Genomic DNA, 22,025 nt, shown 5'->3' with positions numbered 1-22,025 from the left:
CCGCCAGCATGGAACGGGACTAATTGTCATTCCGTCACTTCGTCACCACGTGGACGGAGCGATCCCCCCGCCCACATTGCCACCTCAGATTTCGGCGGCTACGGCCCTCTTCGAGAGCCAGTCGAACTCAAGCCTCTCAAGAATCGGCGTGGGGTCCCCCTGTCGCGCTGCCGGCCTGACCGTGATGCCCTTCTTCCCAAGAGCGCACTTCAAGAGCATGCGCTTGTCCGCCATGTCAGCCTCCACCCACGCCTCCCGCAGATTCTCGATCTGCATGAGAGGGGTGAGGTCAGCTTCAGCGTCCAGGGCTTCCAGAGTGGCGGTCGTGCTCTCGATGACGGCGCGCTGCCCCTCACTCAGTTCCTCGAAGCGCTCTTCGTCCATCTTCCCGTACACGTAGAAGTCGTCTTCGAGCTTCTTCACACGCTTCTGGGCGGCTTCAAGCGCCTTCTGAGCTTCTTCCTTCTTGGCCTGCGTCTCAGGGTCCGCAAAAGCGAGCCACCGGCGGGCTATCTCCGTGATCACCGGGTCATCCGGCTCAAGCGCGGTGATGTGGTTGACCCACGCCTGCCCAACCGCGTGGTCGATACGGTCGGCGAGTGTCACAACGCCCTCACAGATGGACTTGCCGCGCGTTTGCCGGACTTCGCACCGGTAGCGCCCTCCACGGTGACTCATCGAGCCACCACACCGCTCAAGCTCCCCCGTGCCCTTCTTGTCTCGCATCCGGCCACACTGGTAGCTGCCGGTGCCCAGATACTTCGCCTCAGGCTTCCCCTTCGCCCAACGGTCATCGGTCCGTTCCGCAATGAGCGCCTTGATTCTGAACCACTCCGTGGGAGTCACAACTCCCTTGCCACACATGACGATCTCGCCCCTTTCATTGCGCAGGGGCTCTCCGTAGCCCTCCCAACTGTCCAGGGGATTGCCATGCTCGTCCGTCTTGCGTCTGCGGACCGGGACCATGCCCGCGAACAGCGGGGACTGCGCGAGCTTGCTCACAGCAGTCGGTGACCAGGTGGCCCCACTTCGGGTCCGGTGGCCCTCCTCATTGAGCTTGTGGGCCGTGTCCTTCGTGGTCTTCTTGTCGAGCAACAGACCCGCGAGCCGACGGGCGGTCTCGTACTCGTCCCTGTGGTGTTCGACCGTGCCGCTCCCTGGAGCGCTGTAGAGCCCGAACGGGGGCCTACCCGTTCCGCGTCGCCCCTCCGCCTTGTGCGAGTCGTGGCCGATCTTCACGCGCTTCGCGATGTCCTTCGCTTCCTCCCTGGCGCGCTCGCTCAGGATGGCGAAGACCATGCGTCCGCCCTTGGACGAGTCCAGCCCCTCGGAGACGGACACGAGTCGGGATTGCCGACGGTCGAACTCATCGAGCATCCGGCCGACAGCCCCCATGCCCCGCCGGTCGAAGCGGTCCGTCTTCCACACGCCGAGCGTCTTGGACCTGCCGTCCATGATGGCTTGTGTGGCCTTCTCGAACTCCTGCCGTCGTACGTAGGTCTTGGATGCCGAGAGCTGTTCGAACCAGACGTGCCGGATCTGGAGCCCGTCCACCTGCGCCCAGCGCACCAGGTCTCGCAGATGCCCTCGGAGGGTGGCCAGGTCCTCCTTCTTGTTGCTGCGTCGCAGGTAGGCATCCATGAGCCCGTTCGGTTCCGCCGTGGCGGGCTTGTCCAGCCCCATGGCTTCCAGTTCCTCATGGCTGAGCCCCAACCCGACCAGCGTCGCGTGATCCTCGCGCACCGCAACCCCCTTCACTGTCAAGGAAAAGGGTACGGAAGGGATAGACCTTAGACATGGACTTTCTCGAAGTGCGGTACAACCCACTTCCGGTCCACCGAGTACCGAGCGAACCCGCCCCCGAGCTGGTCGTAGATCCCGCCGCGCGCCATCGCCTCATAGGTGTCCGCCGCCATCTGCAGCGCACCCTCGGCCCCGGTACGCGCGTGGTGTCGCAGCAGGAACTCGAGCGCCATCGACGGCGGGAACTTGGGCGCCCCGCCGAAACCGGCATGGTTCGCGTCGTACTCCCGCGTCAGCCCGAGCAACGCCTGCGCGAGCTCCTCCTCACCGGGTACGCCGGACCCACCGTACGAGAGCGTCCGCCCGGCCAGATCCCGCACAACCTTCCCGGCCACCTCCCCGACCTGGTCCCGCCGGTCGGCCCAGGCGGCCCTGATCCCCTCCAGGACCTGCTGGAACGAGGGCATGCCGTGCCGGGGCTCGGGCGGGAAGTACGTACCGAAGTAGAACGGCTCGGCGCCGGCCGTCAGAAGAACGGTCATGGGCCAGCCACCCTGCCCGGTGGCCTCAGACGGCACGCGCGGGCGCTCGGTCCGTCCACTTCCAGACCGGGGTCACCCGTGGGCATCGCGCTTGCGGAAGTCCTCCGACGTACGGGCGTATGAGGCGACCGGGACGGGGTCCGATCCGGCGGTCGCTGTTGATATGGGCTGCATCATGGTCCGTTCCCATTCGAGAATTCATCCGACAGTCAGTCCAACGCGCGAATCCGTGACGGGTCACCGCAGGCCAGGAACCTCACCCGTTCGAGTGTTCGGGGCAGCCTCTGTGGCCCAATTCCGGTGCGAGCGCCATCACTTGCTCTCCTGACTCCCTCGCGCTCGCGCGCCGCACGCACGACACTGGTCGTCGAACCGAAGCTCTCGGAGGGGGATCCACATGCGGGACAGCCATCGGGCGGAAGCCGAGAGGCTGTTGGCACGGGCCGTGGAGGAAGAGGTGCGGCGGACCGGCGGGCAGGCGGACCGGACCGTGCTGCTGGCGCGGGCCCGGGAGGGGCTGGATTCCATGGCCGCCGCGGCGGCCGAGGAGTACACCGCGTACCTGCACGCGCTCGACGAGGCGGCGGCCGGGCAGCAGCCGCTCGGCGAGCGGCTCAGCAGGCAGAGTCTGGGAACCCCGGTGCTGGTCACGGCGGTTGCCGCGGCGGCCGCCGTCGGGGCTGACCTGGCGCTCGGTACCGGGGCCGGGCCGGCGCTCGGGGCCGGGGCGGTGGTCGCCGTCGCCGGGGCGGCGGCGACCGTACTGAAGGTGACCGCCTCGCACTGGCCCGCCGCCCATCGTCGGGCCGGCGCGCTGGCCCAGCCGGGCGGGGCCGAGCAGCTGCGGCTGCAGTGGCTGACGGCTCTGGAGGTACGGGGCATCCGCCCGTTCCTGGACCAGCAGCGGATGGTGGCGGCGGCGACCCGTACCGGTGCGGCGGGGCGTGCGGCGAAGAAGCAGGCCGTGGCCGGTCCGCCGCTGCGTGGCACCGACCGGAGTGCGGCGGCGCGCAGGCGCAGTGTGCTGGAGCAGTCGTTCGGGCATCTGCCGGAGCCGGCCGGGCCGTTCGCGGGCCGGCGCCAGGAGATGGGGCGGATCGCGCAGTGGGTGCAGGCGGCGCGGGCGAGCACCGAGACTAAGCCGGTGATCGTGGTGCTGCACGGTGCGCCGGGGGTGGGGCGGACGACGCTCGCCATACGCGCGGCGCACCACCTGAAGGACCAGTTCCGGGGTGCCTGCCTGGTGAACCTGCGCGGCGGCAGCCGGGACGAGGCGCCGCTGTCGACGCGGGACGCGCTGCTGCATCTGCTGAACCGGCTGGGCGCGCCGCGCGAGCAGCTGCTGTTCCGGGAGCGGTCCTCGGCGGAGCAGCAGGTCCGCAGGCTGGGCGAGCTGTACCACCAGCAGCTGACCGGTCTGCCGGTGGCGGTGGTCCTGGATGACGCGAGCGACGCGGCGCAGGTGCGGACGCTGGTGCCGGAGCGTTCGGAGAGCCTGGTGCTGGTGACCGCGCGCGGGCCGCTGGAGCTGCCGGCGGACATTCCGGCGTGGGTGCACCAGCTGCCCGTGGAGGCGATCGACGAGGCGGGGGCGGAGGAGCTGCTGCGAGCCGTGTCGGAGGACACGGAGGGGCCTTACGACGGCGAGGCGGCCTCGCTGGTGCGGGAGTTGTGCGGCGGGCTGCCGCTGGCACTGCGGATCGCGGGATCGTCGATGGGGTCGTCGATGGGGTCGCGTACGCCACGGGCGCTGGCCGCGGACCTTGGTGCGTACGGGCCGGTCGAGCCGGTCGAGCGGGCGCTGTGGCTGCGTTACACGGACCAGTCGGAGGAGGCGCGCAGGCTACTGCGGCGGCTGGCGCTGGCGGGGCGGGCGAGTCTGGGTACGGCGGCGGCAGCCGCGCTGCTCGCCACGGACGAGGAGGAGGCGGAGCGCCGGCTGGCGGGACTGGCGGGGGCGGGGCTGCTGGACCGGGTGCGGGGCAGCCGGTACCGGCTGCATGACACGGTACGGGCGTTCGCGCACGCGCGGCTGGTCGATGAGGAGGATCCGGCGGAGCGCTCGGCCGCGCAGGAGCGGCTGATCCGCAGTTACGCGGAGCTGGCGGATTCGGTGATCCGACTGGTGGACGGCAAGACGTCGACGCGGGCCGATCAGTTCGGGGGTCACGGCTTCACGTCGCTGGACGCGGCCCTGCGCTGGCTGGACGACGAGTCGAGCTTCATCACGGCGGCGCTGCGGCACGCGGAGGGCGTGGACCAGCGGGCCGTACTGGATCTGCTGGGCGCGCTGTGCGACTACTGCCTGCTGCGCGGCGATCTGTACCGGCTGGGCGAGATCAGCGAGCTGACGCAGGCGGTCGACCAGGGGCTGCTGGTCCGGTCGGTCCAGTGGCGTACGGGCATCGCGGCCCGGCAGCTGGGTGAGCTGGACAAGGCGCGTACGACGCTGTCGTCGGTGGTGGACCTGTACTTCGAGGCCCGGCACGAGGCGGGCGCGGCGCGGGCGCTGTGCTCACTCGGTATCACCCTGCACCATCAGGGCAACCTCACGGAGGCGGCGGTCAAGCTGCGGGAGGCGCTTGCGCTGCAGTCCACGGACGAGCTGGCCGCCGACCGTGCGTGGACGCTGCACGCGCTGGCGGCGGTGGAGCGGGACCGGGCGCAGCTGGCGGAGGCGATGACCCTGCTGACCACGGCCCTCATCCTGCACCGGAACAGCGAGAGCCTGCACGGGCAGGGGTGGGCCCACTTCCAGCTGGGGCAGCTGTATCTGCGGATGGGCGACGTACCGGGGGCCGAGTCGGAGCTGCGCGAGGCGCTGGATCTGTACGGGCGTACGCGCGACGGCCGCGGCGAGGCGTGGGCACTGACGCAGCTGGCGCGGGCCCGTCTGGTGGACGGTGACCCGGCGCCGGCCGTGGACCAGCTGCGGCAGGCGCTGTCCCGGCACCGGGAGGCGGAGGACGCGCGCGGGGAGGCGTGGACGCTGTACTACCTGGGCCAGGCGCTGGAGGAGCGCGGGGAGACGGATCAGGCGGTGCGGGAGCTGGAGCGCGCGCGGACGATGTTCTCCCGGATGCGGGATGTGTACGGCCTGGCGTGCGCCCGGCACCACTCGGGGCGGGCCACCCGTGACCAGCGCGCGGCGCAGACGGGGAACCTGCGCAACAGCGGGTTCGCGCGGCAGCTCCTGGTCGATGCCCGCCAGGACTTCCGGCGGATCGGGGTCGCGCACGGGGAGGCGTGGACGTGCCTGGAGCTGGCGGTGATCGACGCGGGGAACCAGCGCGCCCCGCAGGCGCTGGAGCTGTGCGACGAGGCGGCGCGCCTGTTCGCGTCGTACGGCGATCTCCGCGGCGGGGACTGGGCACGCTTCCTGCGCTGCACGCTGCTGCCGTACGCGTCGGCGGGCGGCTCGGAGATCGGCACGGCGGTGGCCCTGGAGGAGCTGTCCCAGCTCCTCCAGACCCCGCACCCCACGCGGGACGGCAAGCTGGAGGACTGCGCGGAGGCGTACGCGCTGGTGCTGGAGCGGGGCATAAAGCTGGAGGAAGGCTGGCAAGCCTGGCACCTGGGCATGATCCCGAACCGCCACGCGCGGGAGGTCATGGGAGTACCGGTACGGACCCCCTGACCCGCGGGGGGCCAGGCAGCTGTCCGGCGGCGGACCGCTACCGCACGAAGCGGACGGACCGCGCGCGCCCCGGCGCAACGACAAGCCGGGGCCGGCGAGCCCGTTCCGCGCGACGCCCGGGAGGGGCGGACGGCAGGCCGGGGCCGGCCGGTACCACGCGAAGCGGACGGACCGCGCGCCCCGGCGCAACGGCAGGCCGGGGCCGGCGGGCCCGTTCCGCGCGACGCGGACGGGACCGCGGCGCCCCGGGGGGCCGGGGGCTTGCCCCCGGTTTCGGGAAGGGGCGGGGAGGGGACAGCCCCGCGCAGCGGCACCCGCACCGCACCGCACCCGCACCCCGCAAGAGCGACCGGCGCAAGGGCCCTGGCGCCCGCCCAGGTCAGCTTCGCTTCGGGTCCGCGCCCGGCGCCGCCGCCGGCGCCGCCGCCGACTTCGCCTCCGCCGGATCCGGGGCTTCCTCGAAGTTGACCCGGCCCATGTGGCGGTTCATCGACTTCATCAGCATCCACACGCCGACGGCCAGCGCCGCGAAGACGAGGAAGCCGAGGACACCGGGGGTGACCTTGTTCTTGTCGAAGTCCGCGGCGAGCGGGACGAACTGGGTCAGTGCTTGAGTAGCGGCGTGAGTAGCGCTCATGTCAGGCATTGTCCCGGATGCCCGCGAAGAGGTCGTCCTCGGGGAGGGAAGTGTCCACGAGCGACTTGGCGAGCTCGTACTCCTCGGTCGGCCAGACCTCCTTCTGGAGGTCCAGCGGCACCCGGAACCAGCCGCCGTCGGGGTCGATCTGCGTCGCGTGCGCGAGGAGCGCCTTGTCGCGGATCTCGAAGAACTCGGCGCACGGGACGTACGTCGTCAGGGTGCGGTCGGCGCGCTGGAACTCCTTCCAGCGCTCCAGCCACTCCCCGTACGGGGAGTCCATGCCGCGCGCCAGCAGCGCCTCGTGCAGGGCGACGGTGCGCGGGCGGTTGAAGCCCTGGTTGTAGTACAGCTTCTGCGGCTGCCAGGCCGGCCCCGCCCCGGGGTACTTCGTCGGGTCGCCCGCGGCGTCGAAGGCCACCATGGAGATCTTGTGGGTCATGATGTGGTCGGGGTGCGGGTAGCCGCCGTTCTCGTCGTACGTCGTGATGACCTGCGGCCGGAACTCGCGGATCAGCCGCACCAGCGGCTCGGCCGCCTCCTCGACGTCCTGGAGCGCGAAGCAGCCCTGGGGCAGCGGCGGCAGCGGATCGCCCTCCGGGAGGCCGGAGTCGACGAAGCCGAGCCACTCCTGCTTGACGCCGAGGATCTCGCGGGCCTGGTCCATCTCGCGGGCCCGGACCTCGTGGATGTTCTCCTCGATGTATGTGTCGCCCTGGAGCTTGGGGTTGAGGATGGAGCCGCGCTCACCGCCGGTGCAGGTCGCGACCAGCACGTCCACCCCCTCGGATACGTACTTGGCCATGGTGGCTGCGCCCTTGCTCGACTCGTCGTCGGGGTGGGCATGGACGGCCATCAGTCGAAGCTGCTCAGTCAAGACTCGATCCTCAGTGATTCGTCGCGATCGGCGGCTTCTATAGTGACCGAATCGGGGGGCGGAAAATTCCTGAGCCCGATCCAAAGCCCCTGACCGGGAGGAACGATCATGAGTGCGGAGCGCGAGCAGCCGCCCGAGGGCCGGTACGGCCGTTCCGCGGACGCGCGCGCCGATCGCATGCTCAAGATCGTGGGGGCGGTCCTCGGCGCCGGGATGATCGCGCTGATCGGCTGGTTCGGGTACAGCCACGTCGTCGCCAAGGATCTCAGCGCCGAGATGATCAAGTTCAAGGTGGTGTCGGACACAGAGGTGCGGGTGCACCTCGAGGTCCGCAAGGACGCCGGCGCGACCGGCGTCTGTACGCTCAGTTCGCAGAACGAGCAGCACGCCGAAGTCGGCCGCAAGGATGTGCGGTTCGACCAGCGCGCGGAGCGTGTCGACGAGATCGTCAAGCTGCGTACAACAGGCCGCGCGACCATGGTGGAACTGGTCGGATGCCAGTCCGGCACCGGCCGCTGAGCCACCCCCTGACGTACTTCTGACGTCGCAGGTCCTCCCTCTTTTCCGCCTGAATTGTTAGGCTCGTGGTTTCGCCCTCCCATGACGGCACATCCTTTGGGTAGGGCGATGCTTTGTATCCCAGTACCGACGAGGAGCACCTGTGACCCAGACGACTGAGAGCGTCACCTGGCTGACCCAGGAGGCGTACGACCAGCTCAAGGCCGAGCTGGCGTACCTGTCGGGTCCCGCACGCACGGAGATCGCTGCCAAGATCGCGGCGGCCCGTGAGGAGGGTGACCTGCGGGAGAACGGCGGTTACCACGCGGCCAAGGAGGAGCAGGGCAAGCAGGAGCTCCGGGTGCGCCAGCTGACTCAGCTGCTCGAGCACGCGAAGGTCGGCGAGGCCCCTGCGACCGCCGGTGTGGTGGCGCCTGGCACGGTGGTGACGATCGCCTTCGACGGCGACGAGGACGACACCATGACCTTCCTGCTGGCGTCGCGCGAGTACGCGTCGTCGGACATCGAGACGTACTCGCCGCAGTCCCCGCTGGGGACCGGCGTCAACGGCAAGAAGATCGGCGAGAACGCCGAGTACGAGCTGCCGAACGGCAAGAAGGCCTCGGTGAAGATCCTCGAGGCCAAGCCCTACTCCTGACCGGAGCGTACGTACGCAGAGGAGCCCCCGGCCGCCATGTGGCAGCCGGGGGCTCTTCCTTTTGCGTTCGTACGGTCAGGCGGTCGCCGAGCGGTACTTGCGGACGGCCAGGGTCCGGAAGGCCACGATGATCAGGACCGACCACAGGACCGAGGCCCACACGGGGTGCTGCATGGGCCACGCCTCGGGCGCCTGGTAACCCGGCGGCAGGTTGCCGAAGAGTTCGCGGGCGGCCTGCACGGTGGCGCTGAACGGGTTCCATTCCGCGATGTGCCGCAGGAACGTCGGCATGTTGTCCGACGGCACGAAGGCGTTGGAGATGAACGTCAGCGGGAAGAGCCAGATCAGCCCGCCGGACGTGGCCGCCTCGGGGGTGCGGACCGAGAGGCCGATCAGGGCGCCGATCCACGAGAAGGCGTAGCCGAGCAGGAGCAGCAGGGCGAAGCCCGCCAGCACCTTGCCGACGTTCTCGTGGGCACGCCAGCCGACGATCAGGGCGACGATCGCGAGCACCACCAGGGTCAGTGCCGTCTGGACCAGGTCGGCGAGGGTGCGTCCGGTGAGCACCGCGCCCCGGGCCATGGGCAGCGACCGGAACCGGTCGATGAGGCCCTTGTGCATGTCGTCGGCGATGCCTGCGCCCGCGCCCGCCGTGGCGAAGGTGACGGTCTGGGCGAAGATGCCGGCCATCAGGAATTCGCGGTAGGCGGCGGGCGAGGTGTTGCCCTCGACGGAGATCGAGCCGCCGAAGACGTAGCTGAACAGCACGACGAACATGACCGGCTGGATCATCCCGAAGATGATCATTTCCGGGATGCGGGTCATCCGGATCAGGTTGCGCTTGGCGACGACCAGCGAGTCGTTGACCGACTGGACGATGCCGCCGCGCGGCCGGGGTGCCGCGACCTTCACGGCGTCCTGTACGGCAGTCACTGTGCGGCCTCCTCGTCGGCCTTGTCGGCCGCGTGGCCGGTCAGCGAGATGAAAACGTCGTCGAGGGTCGGGCGGCGCAGGCCGATGTCGTCGATCTCGACGCCTCGGGTGTCCAGCTCGCGGATGACCTCGGCGAGCAGCTTCGCGCCGCCCGCGACGGGGGCCGTGAGCTTGCGGGTGTGGTCCTCGACGGCCACCTCGCCCTTACTGAAGCCGCGCAGCACCTCTCCGGCGGGCTCTATCTGCTCGCGCTGGTGGACGACGACCTCGACGCGCTCGCCGCCCGTCTGGGCCTTGAGCTGGTCGGAGGTGCCGCGGGCGATGACCTTGCCGTGGTCGATGACGCAGATGTCGTGGGCCAGCCGGTCCGCCTCTTCGAGGTACTGGGTGGTGAGCAGCAGTGTCGTTCCGCCGGCGACCAGTTCCTCGATGACCTCCCAGAGGGCCATCCGGTTGCGCGGGTCGAGTCCGGTGGTCGGCTCGTCCATGAACATCACCGGCGGGCTGACGACCAGGGCGGCCGCGAGGTCGAGCCGGCGGCGCATGCCGCCGGAGTAGGTCTTGGCGGGCCGGTCGGCGGCGTCGGCGAGGTTGAAGCGGTCGAGCAGTTCGCCCGCGCGGGCCTTCGCGTCCTTGCCGCTCATCTGGTAGAGCTGACCGACCATCTGGAGGTTCTCGCGGCCGGTCAGGTACTCGTCGACGGCGGCGAACTGGCCGGAGAGGCCGATGGAGCGGCGGACCTCGTTGGGGTGCTTGAGCACGTCGATCCCGGCGACGACCGCCTTGCCGCTGTCGGGCTGCAGCAGGGTGGTCAGTACGCGTACGGCGGTGGTCTTGCCCGCGCCGTTGGGACCGAGCAGGCCCAGAACTGTGCCCTCGGGGACATCGAGGTCGACGCCGTCCAGAGCCCTTACGTCGCCGAAGGTCTTCACGAGGCCTTCGGCGTAGATGGCGCCTGGCATGTGGGTTCTCCCAGTTGTTATTTTGGGTGATTTCCCGGAGAGGGTATCGCGTTATATCGCGTTACTCAAGGGGTGGGACACGACTCATGCGCGACGGGCTGCGCGGTGGCATGGGCGATGGCCGACGCGATGGCCGACGCGACGTCCTGCGTAGTGCCCTGGGCCCTGTCCGGCCGATCATGCCGGGCTGCGTGCAGTGACATCAGCCGCTCCGCGGCGGGCCGCGCCTCGCCGCGTTGCCGTCGGTCGCCGACGTCCCCCAGCTACCTCCCCAGGGGCTACCCCCAGAGGCCCCCCCACCGCGTCGCCCGTCGCGGCAGCGACTGATGTCACGGCCTACGCGATGACCGTGTAACCCGCCTCGCGCAGCGCCGCACCGACCTCGGCGCAGTGCTCCGGGCCCTTCGTCTCCAGGTGGAGCTCCACCTCCACCTCCGTGAGCCCGAGCCGCGGATCGGTCCGTACATGGCCCACATCGAGAACGTTCGCATCCACCACTGACAACACCCCCAGCAGGTTCGCCAGCGCCCCCGGCCGGTCCGTCAGCCGCAGGCGGAGCGAGAGATACCGTCCCGCCGCCGCCATGCCGTGGCGCAGGATCCGCTGCATCAGCAGCGGATCGACGTTGCCGCCGGAGAGCACCGCCACCACCGGCCCGTCGAACGACCGGGGCTCGCTCAGCAGCGCCGCCACCGGGCTGGCGCCGGCCGGCTCGACGACGAGCTTGGCCCGCTCCAGGCACAGCAGCAGCGCGCTGGAGAGCGCGTCCTCGGAGACCGTACGGACCTCGTCGACCAGATCGCCAATGATTTTGAACGGGACATCGCCCGGCCGGCCGACGTTGATGCCGTCCGCCATGGTCTGCGGCGCGTCGATCGACACCGGGTGCCCGGCCGCCAGCGAGGGCGGATACGCGGCCGCCCCCGCCGCCTGCACGCCGACGATCTTCACATCGGGCCGTACGGCCTTGACCGCCACCGCGATGCCCGCCGCGAGCCCGCCGCCGCCGATGCCGACGACGATCGTCCGTACCTCCGGGCACTGCTCCAGGATCTCCAGGCCGACCGTGCCCTGCCCCGCGATGATGTCGCGGTGGTCGAAGGGGTGGATGAAGACGGCGCCCGTCTTCTCCGCGTACTCCTGCGCCGCGGCCAGGGTCTCGTCCACCACCTGACCGTGCAGCCGCACCTCGGCCCCGTACTCGCGGGTCGCGGCGACCTTCGGCAGCGGGGCCCCGGCCGGCATGAAGACCGTCGACCGGACGCCGAGGAGGGAGGAGGCGAGTGCGACGCCCTGCGCGTGGTTGCCCGCGCTCGCGGCGACGACCCCCGCCGCCTTCTCCTCGGGGGAGAGTCCGGCGATCCGGACGTACGCGCCGCGCAGCTTGAAGGAGCCGGTGCGCTGGAGGTTCTCGCACTTGAGGTGGACCGGGGCTCCCACCAAGTGCGACAGGTGCCTGCTGCCTTCCATCGCGGTCATCCTCGCCACCCCGGACAGCATCTTCTGAGCACCACGGATGTCATCGAGGATCAGGGCAGGCAAGGGGTGTGACGTACGGAAGCTCATGACCGCCAGTCTCGCAGCTCACAGGCGTCCCGGCCGCCCCGGAGAAGGCGTGGGTACGGTTTTGCTCAGCGCAGGTACGGGGCGGCTTGTGGCCGCGTACTCTGTCCCCCAACCCACCGACCACCGCACGAAGAGAGCCCCAGGCCATGCCCACCACTGAGGACATGACGACCACTGCTCTTAATTCCCGGGGGACAACCCCCGAGCCCCCGGCTGCCCCCGGCCTCCTCGATGCCCTCCAGCACCAGGTGGCCGTGTTCGCACGCCGGGCCGAGCAGACCCGGCTCGGCGGTGTCGGCCAGGTCCGCAACTCCATGGACCGCGCCGCCTATCTGCTGCTCAACCGGCTCGACCAGGACGGGCCGATGGGCGTCAAGGCACTCGCGGCCGGCATGGGAATCGACTCCTCCACCGTGACCCGGCAGGTCGCGCCGCTCGTCGACACCGGCCTCGTCAAGCGCACCTCGCACCCGGAGGACGGCCGTGCGGTCGTACTCCAGCTCTCGCCGCGCGGCCTGGCCCGGCTGGAGGAGGTGCGGTCCTCGCGGCGCGAGCTGATGGCGCAGGTGACGGAGGGCTGGACTCCGGAAGAGCGGGAGTCGTTCTGCACCCTGCTCACGCGTTTCAACTCCTCGCTGTCCGCGAGGATGGCCGCCGCGGCCGAGGCGGACGCCGTCGCCGCCGCCGGGGGCGTTGTCTCCGGCACCGGGGGCGTTCCGACCTCTTGACCCGGGCGCCGAACCTGGCCTCATATGAGTGCCAGGAGGAACGGTGCGAGAACGGGCGGCGAACCACGGCAGCCGCCGCGCCCGGGAGTTCGAGGCATTCGTCGCGGGCGCGGCAGGCCGGCTGCTGCATGCGGCGACACTGCTCACCGCGGAGACCGACGAGGCGAACGACGAAGCGCAGCGGCTGCTGACGGCTGCCCTCGCCCATACGTACGCGGAGTGGGACCGGCTGCGCGGCGAGGACCCGTACGACCACGCACGCCAGGAACTGGCCACCCGCTTCGCCCGCACCGCCTGGCGTCATCACCACAGGGCGCGCGGGGGCGTGCTGGCCCGGCTGTCCCCGCAGGAGCGCCTCGTCCTCGTGCTGCGGCTGTACGAGGGGGTCGCCGAGGAACAGACCGCGGCGCTGCTCGGGCTGCCGGCAGAACGGGTCCGGGCGATCTGCACCCGCGCGATGGCCGCCATGCGCAGCGGGGGCCGCCCCGAACGCCCGCGGCCGACGGCCGCCCGGACCGGGGAGGTGGCGCCGTGAGCCCGCCGGACCGCAAGGAGGACGAGGTCCGGCGGATGCTGGAAGGCCCGCACCCGGCGGTACCGGCGGAGCTCGCCGCCACCGCTGCGGAACGCGGCCACCGCATCCTGCGCCGCCACCGGGCGGCGCGTCGGCTGCTGTGGCTGCTGCTGGTGGCGGCCGCGATCGCGTTCTCGGTTTGGGCGGCCCTGGCCGAGCCCTGGCTGGAGCCGTCGACGGACATCGCGCCGCCGCTGGAGGGGTGGTAGGCCTCGGGAGGGCGGCAGCTTTGTTCAGTTCTATGCTGGTATGAGCGGCGTAAAGCGTGAGCAGCACGAGCCGAGGAGGCCGTCATGACCAGAAAAGTTGCCGACTGCCGCAACTCGCCGAGCGTGATGAACTGCAGCCTCACCATCTCCGGTGAGGAGGAGGAAGTCGTCCGGGCCGCCAGCGAACACGCGATCTCCGTCCATGGCCACGAGGACAACGCCGAGCTGCGCCAGATGGTCCGCGACTCACTCCAGGACGAGAAGGTCAGCGCCTGACAGCTCCGCTCTGCGGGCTCGTCCCCGACGGGCTCGTCGGGGTCCCCGTCGGGCCCGGCGCCGGCGGGGCCGGCGCCGGCGGGGCCCGCCCGGCCGAGCGAACTTCGACCGCCCCGGGCCCGACGCGGGCGCGCCGCCCGGCCCGGAATGAGCCGGCAGGAACAGCCCGGACCGGACCGGGACGGCAGGACAACGGCCCGGCCGGGACCGGGCGACGGCGCACCGTACACGGGCACGGGCACGCGGGAACGCGGGAACCCAGGATCACGGGAACCCGGAACACGGGAACCCGGAACACGGGAACCTGGGACCCGGGAACCTGGGAACGCGGGAACCTGGGACGGAAACACGGGAACCCGGGTCGGGAACCCGGGTCGGGAACCCGGGAACACGGCAACCCGGGAACACGGCAACCCGGGAACACGGCAACACGGCAACCCGGCAACCCAGGACCGGCCCGGCGGTCAGCCCAAGGCCTGGGTCAGGTCCGCCAGCAGGTCGTCGACCGCCTCGATGCCCACCGACAGGCGGACCAGGTCGGCGGGAACCTCCAACGCCGACCCCGCCACCGAGGCATGCGTCATCCGGCCCGGGTGCTCGATCAGCGACTCGACGCCACCCAGGGACTCGCCCAGCGTGAAGACCTTGGCCCGGTTGCAGACGCCGACCGCCGCCTCCTCGCCGCCCTCGACCTGGAACGACACCATGCCGCCGAACGCCCTCATCTGCTTGGCGGCGACCTCGTGCCCCGCGTGCTCCGGCAGGCCCGGGTAAAGGACCTTGGTGACCTTCGGGTGCTTGGTGAGCATCTCGGCGATACGCCCGGCGTTCTCGCTGTGCCGGTCCATCCGGACGGGCAGCGTCTTGATACCGCGCAGCACCAGCCAGGAGTCGAAGGGCCCGGCGACCGCGCCCATCGCGTTCTGGTGGTACGCCAGCTCCTCGCCCAGCGCCGCGTCCGCCGCGATCAGCGCGCCACCGACGACGTCGGAGTGACCGCCCATGTACTTGGTGAGCGAGTGCACGACGATGTCCGCCCCGAGCGACAGCGGCTGCTGGAGATACGGGCTGGCGAACGTGTTGTCGACGACGAGCTTCGCGCCGGCCGTGCGCGCGATGTCCGCGACGGCCGCGATGTCCGTGATGCCGAGCAGCGGGTTCGACGGGGTCTCGACCCAGATCACCTTCGTCTTCGGGGTCAGCGCGGCCCGCACCGACGCCGGGTCCGACGTGTCCGCGACGGACCACTCCACGCCCCACCGCGATACGACCTTCGCGAAGAGGCGAAACGTGCCGCCGTAGGCGTCGTTCGGGATGACGACATGGTCGCCGGGCACGAGCACCGTGCGCAGCAGGCAGTCCTCGGCCGCCAGGCCGGAAGCGAAGGCGAGTCCGCGCCGGCCGCCCTCCAGCGCCGCGAGGTTCTCCTCCAGCGCGGTACGGGTCGGGTTCGCGGAACGGCTGTACTCATAGCCGCCGCGCAGCCCGCCCACGCCGTCCTGCTTATAGGTGGAGACCTGGTAGATCGGCGGGACGACGGCGCCGGTCAGAGGGTCTGCGGTGTTGCCCGCATGGATCGCGAGAGTCTCGAAACTGTGCTGGTCGCTCATGAACCAGAGCCTAGTTCGTCGAAACGCTCACGCGTCTGGTTCGCTTGAGGCATGGAGATTCTCTGGTTCCTGATCGCGATGGGCATGCTGGCCGCCGTCATAGGTCCGTACGTCATGCGCCGGCGCGCCGGTCTGCGGCAGGTCGCCCCCGGCACGCCCGACGCCGCCGACCCCGCGAACTACGGCTTCGTACGCCAGGAACTCCTCGACATCCGGGTGCCCGGACCCGACCAGGACCTGATGGACGTCCTGGAACTGGTCCAGCGCACGCAGGACTGGCGGGCCGCCTCGCAGCTGCTGGCCGGCACCGACAAGGACGGCGAGGTGCGCTGGCAGCGGGTGCAGGCGTTCGCGGGCGCGGCGGCGTTCGAGCTGGCGCAGCAGCCGGGCGTCGGAGGCCGCTGGCTGCAGACCTGGCGCTCGGAGGCGCCGAAGGACGCGGGCGGGGCGCAGGTGCACGCGGAGTTCCTGGTGCAGCAGGCGTGGCGTGCCTCGGGCGGCGTCGGCGCGGACGACCACCGGATCATCCTCGAAGAGGCCCGTACGGTGTGCCGCGAGGCGACGCTGCTCGCGCCGGGCGACCCCGTCCCGTACATCATCGAACTCGCCGTCGCGCGCGGACTGGGCTACTCCCGCGAGGAGTTCGAGGCGCTGTGGGCGAAGATCGCCGACCGCGCGCCGGCCCACATGGGCGCGCACCTGGCGGCGCTGCACTACTGGTGCGAGAAGTGGCACGGCTCGCGCGAGCTGTCCGACGCCTTCACGCACGCGGCCGCGGCGCGCGCGCCGCACGGCTCGCTGCTCGCCGCACTCCCGCTCTTCGCGGTGTACGAGCACCTGCCCGAGGTGAACCTGGTGCAGGGCTTCTACCAGAGCGCGGTGGTGACCCGCGCGGTCGAGGGCGCGCTGTTCGCGGTGCACGCGGCCCGCCCCGACGACCCGATGCTCGCGCACGTACGCCACCTGCTGGTGTTCTTCCTGGTCCGCTCCGAGCGGTGGGCGGAGGCCATGGACCAACTGCGCCACGTGGACGGTTACGTGGGCGCGCAGCCGTGGTCGCACGGTGGCGACCCGGCGGCCGAGTACGCGGTCTACCGGGCGCTGGCGGTGGCAGGCTACGAGGCGAACGGCGGCAACCCGGCCACGCTGCCACGCTGAGGCGGGGCGGGGGCGCGGGGCTGGGGGCTGGGCCGGCCGGAATCCTCCGGGCCGGCCGTACGTTGTGCGGGGTGACGCCCGCCCCGGAGGAGAACCAGATGTTCCTGCACCGCCGCACACCCGAGCTCCCCACCCCCGAGGAGGCCCTGAAGGGCCGCCCCGACCCGGAATTCCAGGTCCCCTCCCGCCACACGGTCCTCGGCAACCCGCTCCTGGGCCCGTACCCCGACGGCCTGGAGGTCGCGGACTTCGGCCTGGGCTGCTTCTGGGGCGCGGAGCGCAAGTTCTGGCAGACGCCGGGCGTCTGGACGACGCTGGTCGGCTACCAGGGCGGCTACACCGAGAACCCGGCGTACGAGGAGGTCTGCTCGGGCCTCACCGGCCACACGGAGGCGGTCCGCGTCGTCTTCGACCCGGCTCTCGTCTCGTACCCCGCGCTCCTGAAGCTGTTCTGGGAATCCCACGACCCGACCCAGGGCTTCCGCCAGGGCAACGACGTGGGCACCCAGTACCGCTCGGCGATCTACACCCACTCCCCGGAGCAGGCAACGGCGGCGGAGGCGTCCCGCGACGCGTACCAGCCGGTACTGACCCGCGCGGGCCACGGCGAGATCACCACCACAATCCTCCCGGCGGAACCCCGCCAGTTCTGGCCGGCGGAGCCGTACCACCAGCAGTACCTCGACCGCAACATTAACGGCTACTGCGGCATCGGCGGCACGGGCGTGGCCTGCCCGATCGGCGTCGCCGAAGCTCCGTCGACGGACGCCTGACACACATACACCGCCGCTAACGCCGGAGCCCCGTGGGAGCCCTTGGGGCTCCACAGGGCAAATTGAACGAGTCCCTGGGAAAGCGGGCAGCGCATCAGCGTATAGGCGCGCGTCGGCGGACAGCACGCCGTAGCGGCCTGTCCACGCCGATGGCAACACTCTGGCCACCCAGCTCTCCAGCACTTTCCCGTTCTGGAAAGTCTCGGTACTTGACCTCATCACGACCAGCTCGGGAGCATCGAACGCGACAGGCGTACGCCGACATGTGGGGGCGAAGATGCTGCGGAAGCTGTCCGGTGACCCGGAGTGCAGGAACGGAACGTGCCCGACGCTGTGGGGCACGGAGGACGCCAAGGACTATGTGGTCCAGGGCTACGTCATCACCGACCCCGAGCGGCTGGCGCAGCTGGACCTGCCAGAGGGCGAGACCGCCGTCGTGGTTCCGGCCGCAGTGCTGGAGGAATACTTCCGTGCTCAGCGGTGAGGAGTTCGGCCGGCTCTTCGAGACCTTCGAGCGGACCGCGTTCCGGCTGGAGACGCTCAGCGTCTACGACGTGGAGGAGGAACGCGAGGAGTTCGAACGCTTCCTGGCTGGCGGGGACATGGGCCCTGACTGGGACGACAACCCGTGGGTGCGGTCGATGACCGACAAGGGCAAGGAAGTCTCGCGCGTCCACGTGCTCCGGTCTCCGCTGACCGACTACCTGCGGTACGAACTGGCCGCCTACCCGGGCAACGTCACGGCCGGCGAGACCATCGGCATCGTCGATCAGGCTGAGCAGGACGCCACCGACCTGCCTAATCACGACTTCTGGTTGTTCGACGACCAGGACGTGTACCGGATGAACTACACACCCGAAGGTGCGTTCATCGGCGCCGAACTGCTCCCTGCCCACAAACTTGCCGAGTATCAGGGTTACCGGGATCGCGCCCTGACCGAAGCGGTGCCGTTCGCGGAGTACTGGGAGCGGCACCACTGACCGCCGACTCGATCGGAAAAGCGCTGCGGGCGCTACGCGACGCATCCGGACTCACGGGTGACTCGGTGGCCCGCAGGGCTTCCATGTCTGCCGGCAAGCTGTCGAAGATCGAGACCGGCAAGGTGCGTCCGACCGTCCAGGACGTGGACCTGGTCCTCACCGCCATAGGCGTGAGCCAGGAGGTCAAGGAAGAGTTCCTGGCGACAGCCCGCGCGGAAGCCACCGAGGCCACCGCCTGGCGTCTCCTGCGCCGCATGGGCCCGTGGAAGCACCAGAAGACCATCCGGGCCATCGAGGCCGGCACCACCGCACTCAGGCTCTTCCAGGGCCAGCTCGTCCCCGGACTCCTCCAGACCCCCGAGTACGCCTCTGCCATGTTCTCTCTGCCTCCGGCCTTGCCGGAGGAGACCAGAGCCAGGACCGTGGCTGCCCGCCTCGAACGGCAATCGGTCCTGTACGAGCCAGGCAGGTCGTTCCGGTTCCTGATCTGCGAGCACGTACTCAGGTGGCGCATCAGCGAGCCCGTAGTCCTGGCTCTTCAGCTGGACCGGCTCGTGTCCCTGTCCCGTCTGCCCAACGTCTCGCTGGGTGTCGTGCCGTCCGACCGTCGAATGCCCGACTTCCCCATGACCTGCTTCAGCCTCCACGACGACCGGCTCGTCATCGTGGAAACGTTCCACTCCGAGGTCACCACCCGCGACCCGAAGGACGTCCAGCTCTACCTCGACACCTTCGAACGGTTCGCGGCAGTGGCGGTCTACGACGATGCCATGAGAGCCCTGGTCGAGGGCATCCGGGACGGATTCTTGCCCCAACAGGAAAGGTCCTAGAACGAGCTGCTCAGCGGGTGAAGCATCAGAGGTGCCGACACCCGAGGGAGGGAATCCCAGTGAGCAGCCCCAGGACCACGATGGACCCGCCGGTTCAGCTGTCCCTTCCTCGTACGCCCCCTGCACCTGCGCCGGGTTGTGGTGTCTGCGCCGCCCTCGCGAAGCAGCGCACAGCGGCACACGGCGCCGGGGACCTGTCCGCCGTCTCGGACTGCAACGTCGAGTTGGCCGCGCACCCCAAGAAGCACCCCGGGGTGCGGTAGTGGACATGCAGACCTGGAGAGACGGGCGCACAGCGGCTCTGAACGCCTCCGAGGCCATGCGCGAGGTTCTCGCCTCCCTGGGCCTGCCTGAGAGTGCCTACTCGGCGATACGACCGCAGGTGACCCCCAGAGGTCAGCCGCTCGTGCACCTGGGCTCGATACCCGCTGCTCACGTCGAGCGGATCGCAGAGGCACTACGAGGCACTCGGACACACCGTGAGCGGGACAGCGGTGCCCTTCCCATCTGAATCAAGGAGGACCAGATGACCGATCTGTACAGCCTCGACATCACCGGAACCCACTTCAGTAAGGCGTGCGGAGGCAACACGCACCCGGACGGCGAGGCGTGCGTGATCCTCTCCAAGATCGGCCCGGACTCGTGGGCCCTGGGTGACAGCAAGCGGCCGGCTGCCGAGCCGCTGCGCTTCACCACGGCCGAGCTGGACGCGGCCGACATCGACCCCGCGCGGTTCGGGCTCTCCGCCTGACGCCCTGATCACCCCTCACTGACGGCCTCGCCCACATGCCGACGGGCGGGGCCGTCGCATTCCCCAGGAACGGAGCACGTAGTGCACATCCACGGGTACGCCTGGCTGGGTGAGAAGAAGTCGTTCGACAAGGAGAGCATGCGGCGACCGCCGGGTGCTCCGCCAACGGCAGGCAGCCCATCGGATGTGATCGAGCGGTACCGCTCAGCGGTGGCGGAGTTTCCCATGACGGACGTGCCACCGCTTCAGACAGCACACTGGCTGATGAAACCGGCGTCGATGGTCCGGGGCACGTGGCAGGAACCGAAGGAGGCCGGGGAGTGGCTGGGTCTTGAGCTCGCAGAGGCCGCATCTCGCTTCTCCAGCGAGCAGGAGCGGGACGCAACCCGTCTGATGCTTATGGCGAAGGCCGCCGTGGAGCGGCTGACATGGGGTGGAGACGTGTCCCTCGGCCACTACCTCAAGGGCACGCTCTTCCACTCGATTGCGCTCGTGACGTGCTCCCCCAACCGCACCGGAACCGACCTGCCCTGCCCCATTCGATAGGACGGCACATGGCAAGCCCCGGCAAGTACGGAGGGCCTGCCAGAACGCCTGTGTGCCTGTCTCAAGCGGTCTCTCCAAGGTGGCGGTACAAAGTGGTACGGCCGACCCCTTGCTGTGTCGTACAGGTGGCCGGGGAGCACGAGACACCGAGCGTCGGATGACGGACTGACCAAACCGAGATCCTTGGCCGACTTGATCGCGCGGCTTACCCCCTGCTTGGGCTGAGGCTGCCCATCCTTGCGCGTGAGGATCGCCGCGAGTTCCCCGGATGCCAGTTCGGCGTGGCCCAGTTGGTTGGCCTTCCCGAGGGCAGTGAAGTGAACGCGGAAGCGAGGTCGAAGCGAGTGTCACGGGCCATGCGCCGATACTCCGGGCGCGAGATGGCCGCCCACTCCTTGAGCTTGATGGGCAAGCGAAAGTCCTCCTTGTGAGGCGCGTGAGCGCCATCCATCCCCGTCGAGCGGGGGTCATGTGCTCCTCTCTGTACGGGGTAGGCGGGACGGCCAGGGGTGACACGGCCCTCATGACAGGAGTGTGTTCGGCGACATCGCGCCGAGCTTGTGCGCTTGGCAGTCCGGAACGGACTTCCGAACACAGCCTACGTCTGGCGTCCCTAAGGGCTGAACGGACCGCAAACGCTGCGCGTCGCGGGTCAGTCCTTCCCCGGTACGTACGGCGGAGCCACGCCCCAGCCCCAGCGGGGAACCGGCGCGCGGCTCGGGGGCTCGGCGCCCGGCTGGGAGTTGGCGACGGCCAGGCGGGTGCCCCATTCGATGTACGCGGCGAACGCCGAGCGGAATTCGGGGTCGGCGGGGAGCTCCGCCTCGTCGGCCGCGTCCGTCAGCAGCGAGACCCAACGGCGGCGCTGGGGCTCGGAGATGGCCTTGCCGAGGTGGTGGGAGAGCATCGCCGGGTACCCGCCGTGCTGCTCCGTGTACTCCGCGGGCCCGCCGAAGACCTCGCCCAGCCAGATGGCGACATGGGGGGCGTGGTCGGGGGACATGCCGGCGAACATGGGGGCGAGGAGTTCGTCCTTGCGTACGTGGACGTAGAACGCCTCGGTGAGACGCCGCATCGCTTCGGCCCCGCCGGCCCACTCGTACAGGGTCGGGACGGAGGCACCGGTCGACGCACCCGTGCCGCGCACCGCCGTGGGCGCGTAGTGGCGCATTTCCTCGATCTGCTCGACGTACGGGCGAATCTCGGCGAAGAACTCCCGGAACTGCTCGCTGGAGCGGAAGCCCTCGAGATGGTCGCGGACGGATGTCCAGGTGATGCGCAGGATGTAGCTCGCGGGCTCCTCCTCGCAGCGCGTGAGCTCGTAGTCCACGCAGTACGGGGACCCGGCGAGCGGGCCGGCCGCGCGGGCGTAGGCGGCCTCGAAGTCGGCGGAGCGGTCCTCGGGAATGCGGTAGCGGATGTACTCGACGGTCATGGCCTCTCCTCGTCGACGGTCATGGCCTCTTCACGCCTGGGTGAGCGTCAGCGTACGCAGTGGCCCGCCGGAGCGTGCGCTCCGACGGGCCACTGTTCACTC

General features: G+C 70.2%; 23 protein-coding genes and 1 pseudogene. 15 read left to right on the top strand and 9 right to left on the bottom strand.

Annotated features, from left to right (window positions below; genetic code table 11):
• Positions 1–84: 84 nt before the first annotated feature.
• Together NLX86_RS13125 and NLX86_RS13120 are read right to left on the bottom strand one after the other, a co-directional pair.
• Entirely contained in the window at positions 85–1,743 is a 1,659-nt protein-coding gene (locus NLX86_RS13125) for a recombinase family protein (RefSeq protein ID WP_254371827.1), read from the bottom strand.
• Between the two features lie 56 nt (positions 1,744–1,799).
• Positions 1,800–2,339, bottom strand: a pseudogene (locus tag NLX86_RS13120) (DUF255 domain-containing protein); the annotation flags it as partial.
• A 343-nt stretch (positions 2,340–2,682) separates the two neighbouring features.
• Between NLX86_RS13120 and NLX86_RS13115 the strand changes: the two are divergent.
• Positions 2,683–5,922: a tetratricopeptide repeat protein gene (locus NLX86_RS13115; RefSeq protein WP_254371826.1), complete on the top strand. Its 3,240-nt coding sequence runs from the start codon at positions 2,683–2,685 to the stop codon at positions 5,920–5,922.
• Positions 5,923–6,301: 379 nt separating this feature from the next.
• Here NLX86_RS13115 and NLX86_RS13110 read toward each other — a convergent pair whose 3' ends face one another.
• Positions 6,302–6,568 (bottom strand): hypothetical protein, encoded by a 267-nt coding sequence (locus NLX86_RS13110; RefSeq protein ID WP_254371825.1) that lies wholly within the window; start codon positions 6,566–6,568, stop codon positions 6,302–6,304.
• Positions 6,561–7,436 carry a mycothiol conjugate amidase Mca gene (mca, locus tag NLX86_RS13105; RefSeq protein ID WP_254371824.1) on the bottom strand — a complete coding sequence of 292 codons (876 nt, stop codon included), beginning with the start codon at positions 7,434–7,436 and terminating at the stop codon, positions 6,561–6,563. Before mca ends, NLX86_RS13110 begins: the two co-directional genes overlap by 8 nt.
• Before the next feature lie 108 nt (positions 7,437–7,544).
• Here mca and NLX86_RS13100 point away from each other — a divergent pair, with 108 nt between their 5' ends.
• Both NLX86_RS13100 and greA read left to right on the top strand, forming a co-directional pair.
• On the top strand, positions 7,545–7,955 hold the full coding sequence (locus NLX86_RS13100) for a DUF4307 domain-containing protein (RefSeq protein ID WP_254371823.1): 411 nt from the start codon (positions 7,545–7,547) through the stop codon (positions 7,953–7,955).
• A gap of 142 nt (positions 7,956–8,097) precedes the next feature.
• Positions 8,098–8,592 carry a transcription elongation factor GreA gene (greA, locus tag NLX86_RS13095; protein WP_254371822.1) on the top strand — a complete coding sequence of 165 codons (495 nt, stop codon included), beginning with the start codon at positions 8,098–8,100 and terminating at the stop codon, positions 8,590–8,592.
• A 75-nt stretch (positions 8,593–8,667) separates the two neighbouring features.
• On the opposite strand, the gene NLX86_RS13090 is transcribed toward greA, so the two are convergent.
• The 3 genes from NLX86_RS13090 to ilvA all read right to left on the bottom strand — a co-directional run bounded on the left by NLX86_RS13090 (position 8,668) and on the right by ilvA (position 12,053).
• The gene (locus tag NLX86_RS13090) at positions 8,668–9,525 is read right to left on the bottom strand and encodes an ABC transporter permease (protein ID WP_254371821.1); all 858 of its coding nucleotides are present in this window, start codon (positions 9,523–9,525) and stop codon (positions 8,668–8,670) included.
• A complete protein-coding gene (locus NLX86_RS13085) occupies positions 9,522–10,487 on the bottom strand; it encodes an ATP-binding cassette domain-containing protein (protein ID WP_254371820.1) in 966 nt (321 codons plus the stop codon). Before NLX86_RS13085 ends, NLX86_RS13090 begins: the two co-directional genes overlap by 4 nt.
• Before the next feature lie 336 nt (positions 10,488–10,823).
• Positions 10,824–12,053, bottom strand: a complete 1,230-nt coding sequence (ilvA, locus tag NLX86_RS13080; protein ID WP_254371819.1) for a threonine ammonia-lyase — start codon at positions 12,051–12,053, stop codon at positions 10,824–10,826.
• A 164-nt stretch (positions 12,054–12,217) separates the two neighbouring features.
• Between ilvA and NLX86_RS13075 the strand changes: the two genes are divergently transcribed.
• From NLX86_RS13075 to NLX86_RS13060, 4 genes are all read left to right on the top strand, one after another.
• Positions 12,218–12,781 carry a MarR family winged helix-turn-helix transcriptional regulator gene (locus NLX86_RS13075; RefSeq protein WP_374213877.1) on the top strand — a complete coding sequence of 188 codons (564 nt, stop codon included), beginning with the start codon at positions 12,218–12,220 and terminating at the stop codon, positions 12,779–12,781.
• Positions 12,782–12,824: 43 nt separating this feature from the next.
• Positions 12,825–13,316, top strand: a complete 492-nt coding sequence (locus NLX86_RS13070) for a sigma factor-like helix-turn-helix DNA-binding protein (protein ID WP_254371817.1) — start codon at positions 12,825–12,827, stop codon at positions 13,314–13,316.
• Entirely contained in the window at positions 13,313–13,564 is a 252-nt protein-coding gene (locus tag NLX86_RS13065; RefSeq protein ID WP_254371816.1) for a hypothetical protein, read from the top strand. The genes NLX86_RS13070 and NLX86_RS13065 overlap by 4 nt, the downstream gene beginning before the upstream one ends.
• 84 nt (positions 13,565–13,648) lie before the next feature.
• On the top strand, positions 13,649–13,840 hold the full coding sequence (locus tag NLX86_RS13060) for a DUF1059 domain-containing protein (protein ID WP_254371815.1): 192 nt from the start codon (positions 13,649–13,651) through the stop codon (positions 13,838–13,840).
• 464 nt (positions 13,841–14,304) lie between these two features.
• Here NLX86_RS13060 and NLX86_RS13055 read toward each other — a convergent pair whose 3' ends face one another.
• A complete protein-coding gene (locus NLX86_RS13055; RefSeq protein WP_254371814.1) occupies positions 14,305–15,450 on the bottom strand; it encodes a cystathionine gamma-synthase in 1,146 nt (381 codons plus the stop codon).
• Positions 15,451–15,501: 51 nt separating this feature from the next.
• On the opposite strand from NLX86_RS13055, the gene NLX86_RS13050 reads away from it, so the two are divergent.
• From NLX86_RS13050 to NLX86_RS13015, 8 genes are all read left to right on the top strand, one after another.
• On the top strand, positions 15,502–16,608 hold the full coding sequence (locus tag NLX86_RS13050; RefSeq protein WP_254371813.1) for a hypothetical protein: 1,107 nt from the start codon (positions 15,502–15,504) through the stop codon (positions 16,606–16,608).
• Between the two features lie 98 nt (positions 16,609–16,706).
• Positions 16,707–17,381, top strand: coding sequence for a peptide-methionine (S)-S-oxide reductase MsrA (gene msrA, locus NLX86_RS13045; protein ID WP_254371896.1), 675 nt, complete (start codon positions 16,707–16,709; stop codon positions 17,379–17,381).
• 277 nt (positions 17,382–17,658) lie between these two features.
• The gene (locus tag NLX86_RS13040) at positions 17,659–17,865 is read left to right on the top strand and encodes a hypothetical protein (RefSeq protein WP_060178883.1); all 207 of its coding nucleotides are present in this window, start codon (positions 17,659–17,661) and stop codon (positions 17,863–17,865) included.
• On the top strand, positions 17,852–18,361 hold the full coding sequence (locus NLX86_RS13035) for a DUF6879 family protein (RefSeq protein WP_254371812.1): 510 nt from the start codon (positions 17,852–17,854) through the stop codon (positions 18,359–18,361). The genes NLX86_RS13040 and NLX86_RS13035 overlap by 14 nt, the downstream gene beginning before the upstream one ends.
• Positions 18,343–19,191, top strand: a complete 849-nt coding sequence (locus NLX86_RS13030; RefSeq protein ID WP_308409591.1) for a helix-turn-helix transcriptional regulator — start codon at positions 18,343–18,345, stop codon at positions 19,189–19,191. Before NLX86_RS13035 ends, NLX86_RS13030 begins: the two co-directional genes overlap by 19 nt.
• Before the next feature lie 59 nt (positions 19,192–19,250).
• Positions 19,251–19,454, top strand: a complete 204-nt coding sequence (locus NLX86_RS13025; RefSeq protein WP_308409589.1) for a hypothetical protein — start codon at positions 19,251–19,253, stop codon at positions 19,452–19,454.
• Positions 19,455–19,717: 263 nt separating this feature from the next.
• Positions 19,718–19,942 carry a DUF397 domain-containing protein gene (locus tag NLX86_RS13020; protein ID WP_254371811.1) on the top strand — a complete coding sequence of 75 codons (225 nt, stop codon included), beginning with the start codon at positions 19,718–19,720 and terminating at the stop codon, positions 19,940–19,942.
• Between the two features lie 81 nt (positions 19,943–20,023).
• Positions 20,024–20,488 carry a hypothetical protein gene (locus NLX86_RS13015; protein WP_254371810.1) on the top strand — a complete coding sequence of 155 codons (465 nt, stop codon included), beginning with the start codon at positions 20,024–20,026 and terminating at the stop codon, positions 20,486–20,488.
• 652 nt (positions 20,489–21,140) lie between these two features.
• On the opposite strand, the gene NLX86_RS13010 is transcribed toward NLX86_RS13015, so the two are convergent.
• On the bottom strand, positions 21,141–21,923 hold the full coding sequence (locus NLX86_RS13010; RefSeq protein ID WP_254371809.1) for an antibiotic biosynthesis monooxygenase: 783 nt from the start codon (positions 21,921–21,923) through the stop codon (positions 21,141–21,143).
• Positions 21,924–22,025: the final 102 nt, after the last annotated feature.

Origin of the sequence: Streptomyces sp. A3M-1-3 (genome assembly GCF_024213665.1) — a bacterium.
Classification (GTDB): domain Bacteria; phylum Actinomycetota; class Actinomycetes; order Streptomycetales; family Streptomycetaceae; genus Streptomyces.
This window is presented reverse-complemented; position numbering and strand designations above follow the sequence as displayed.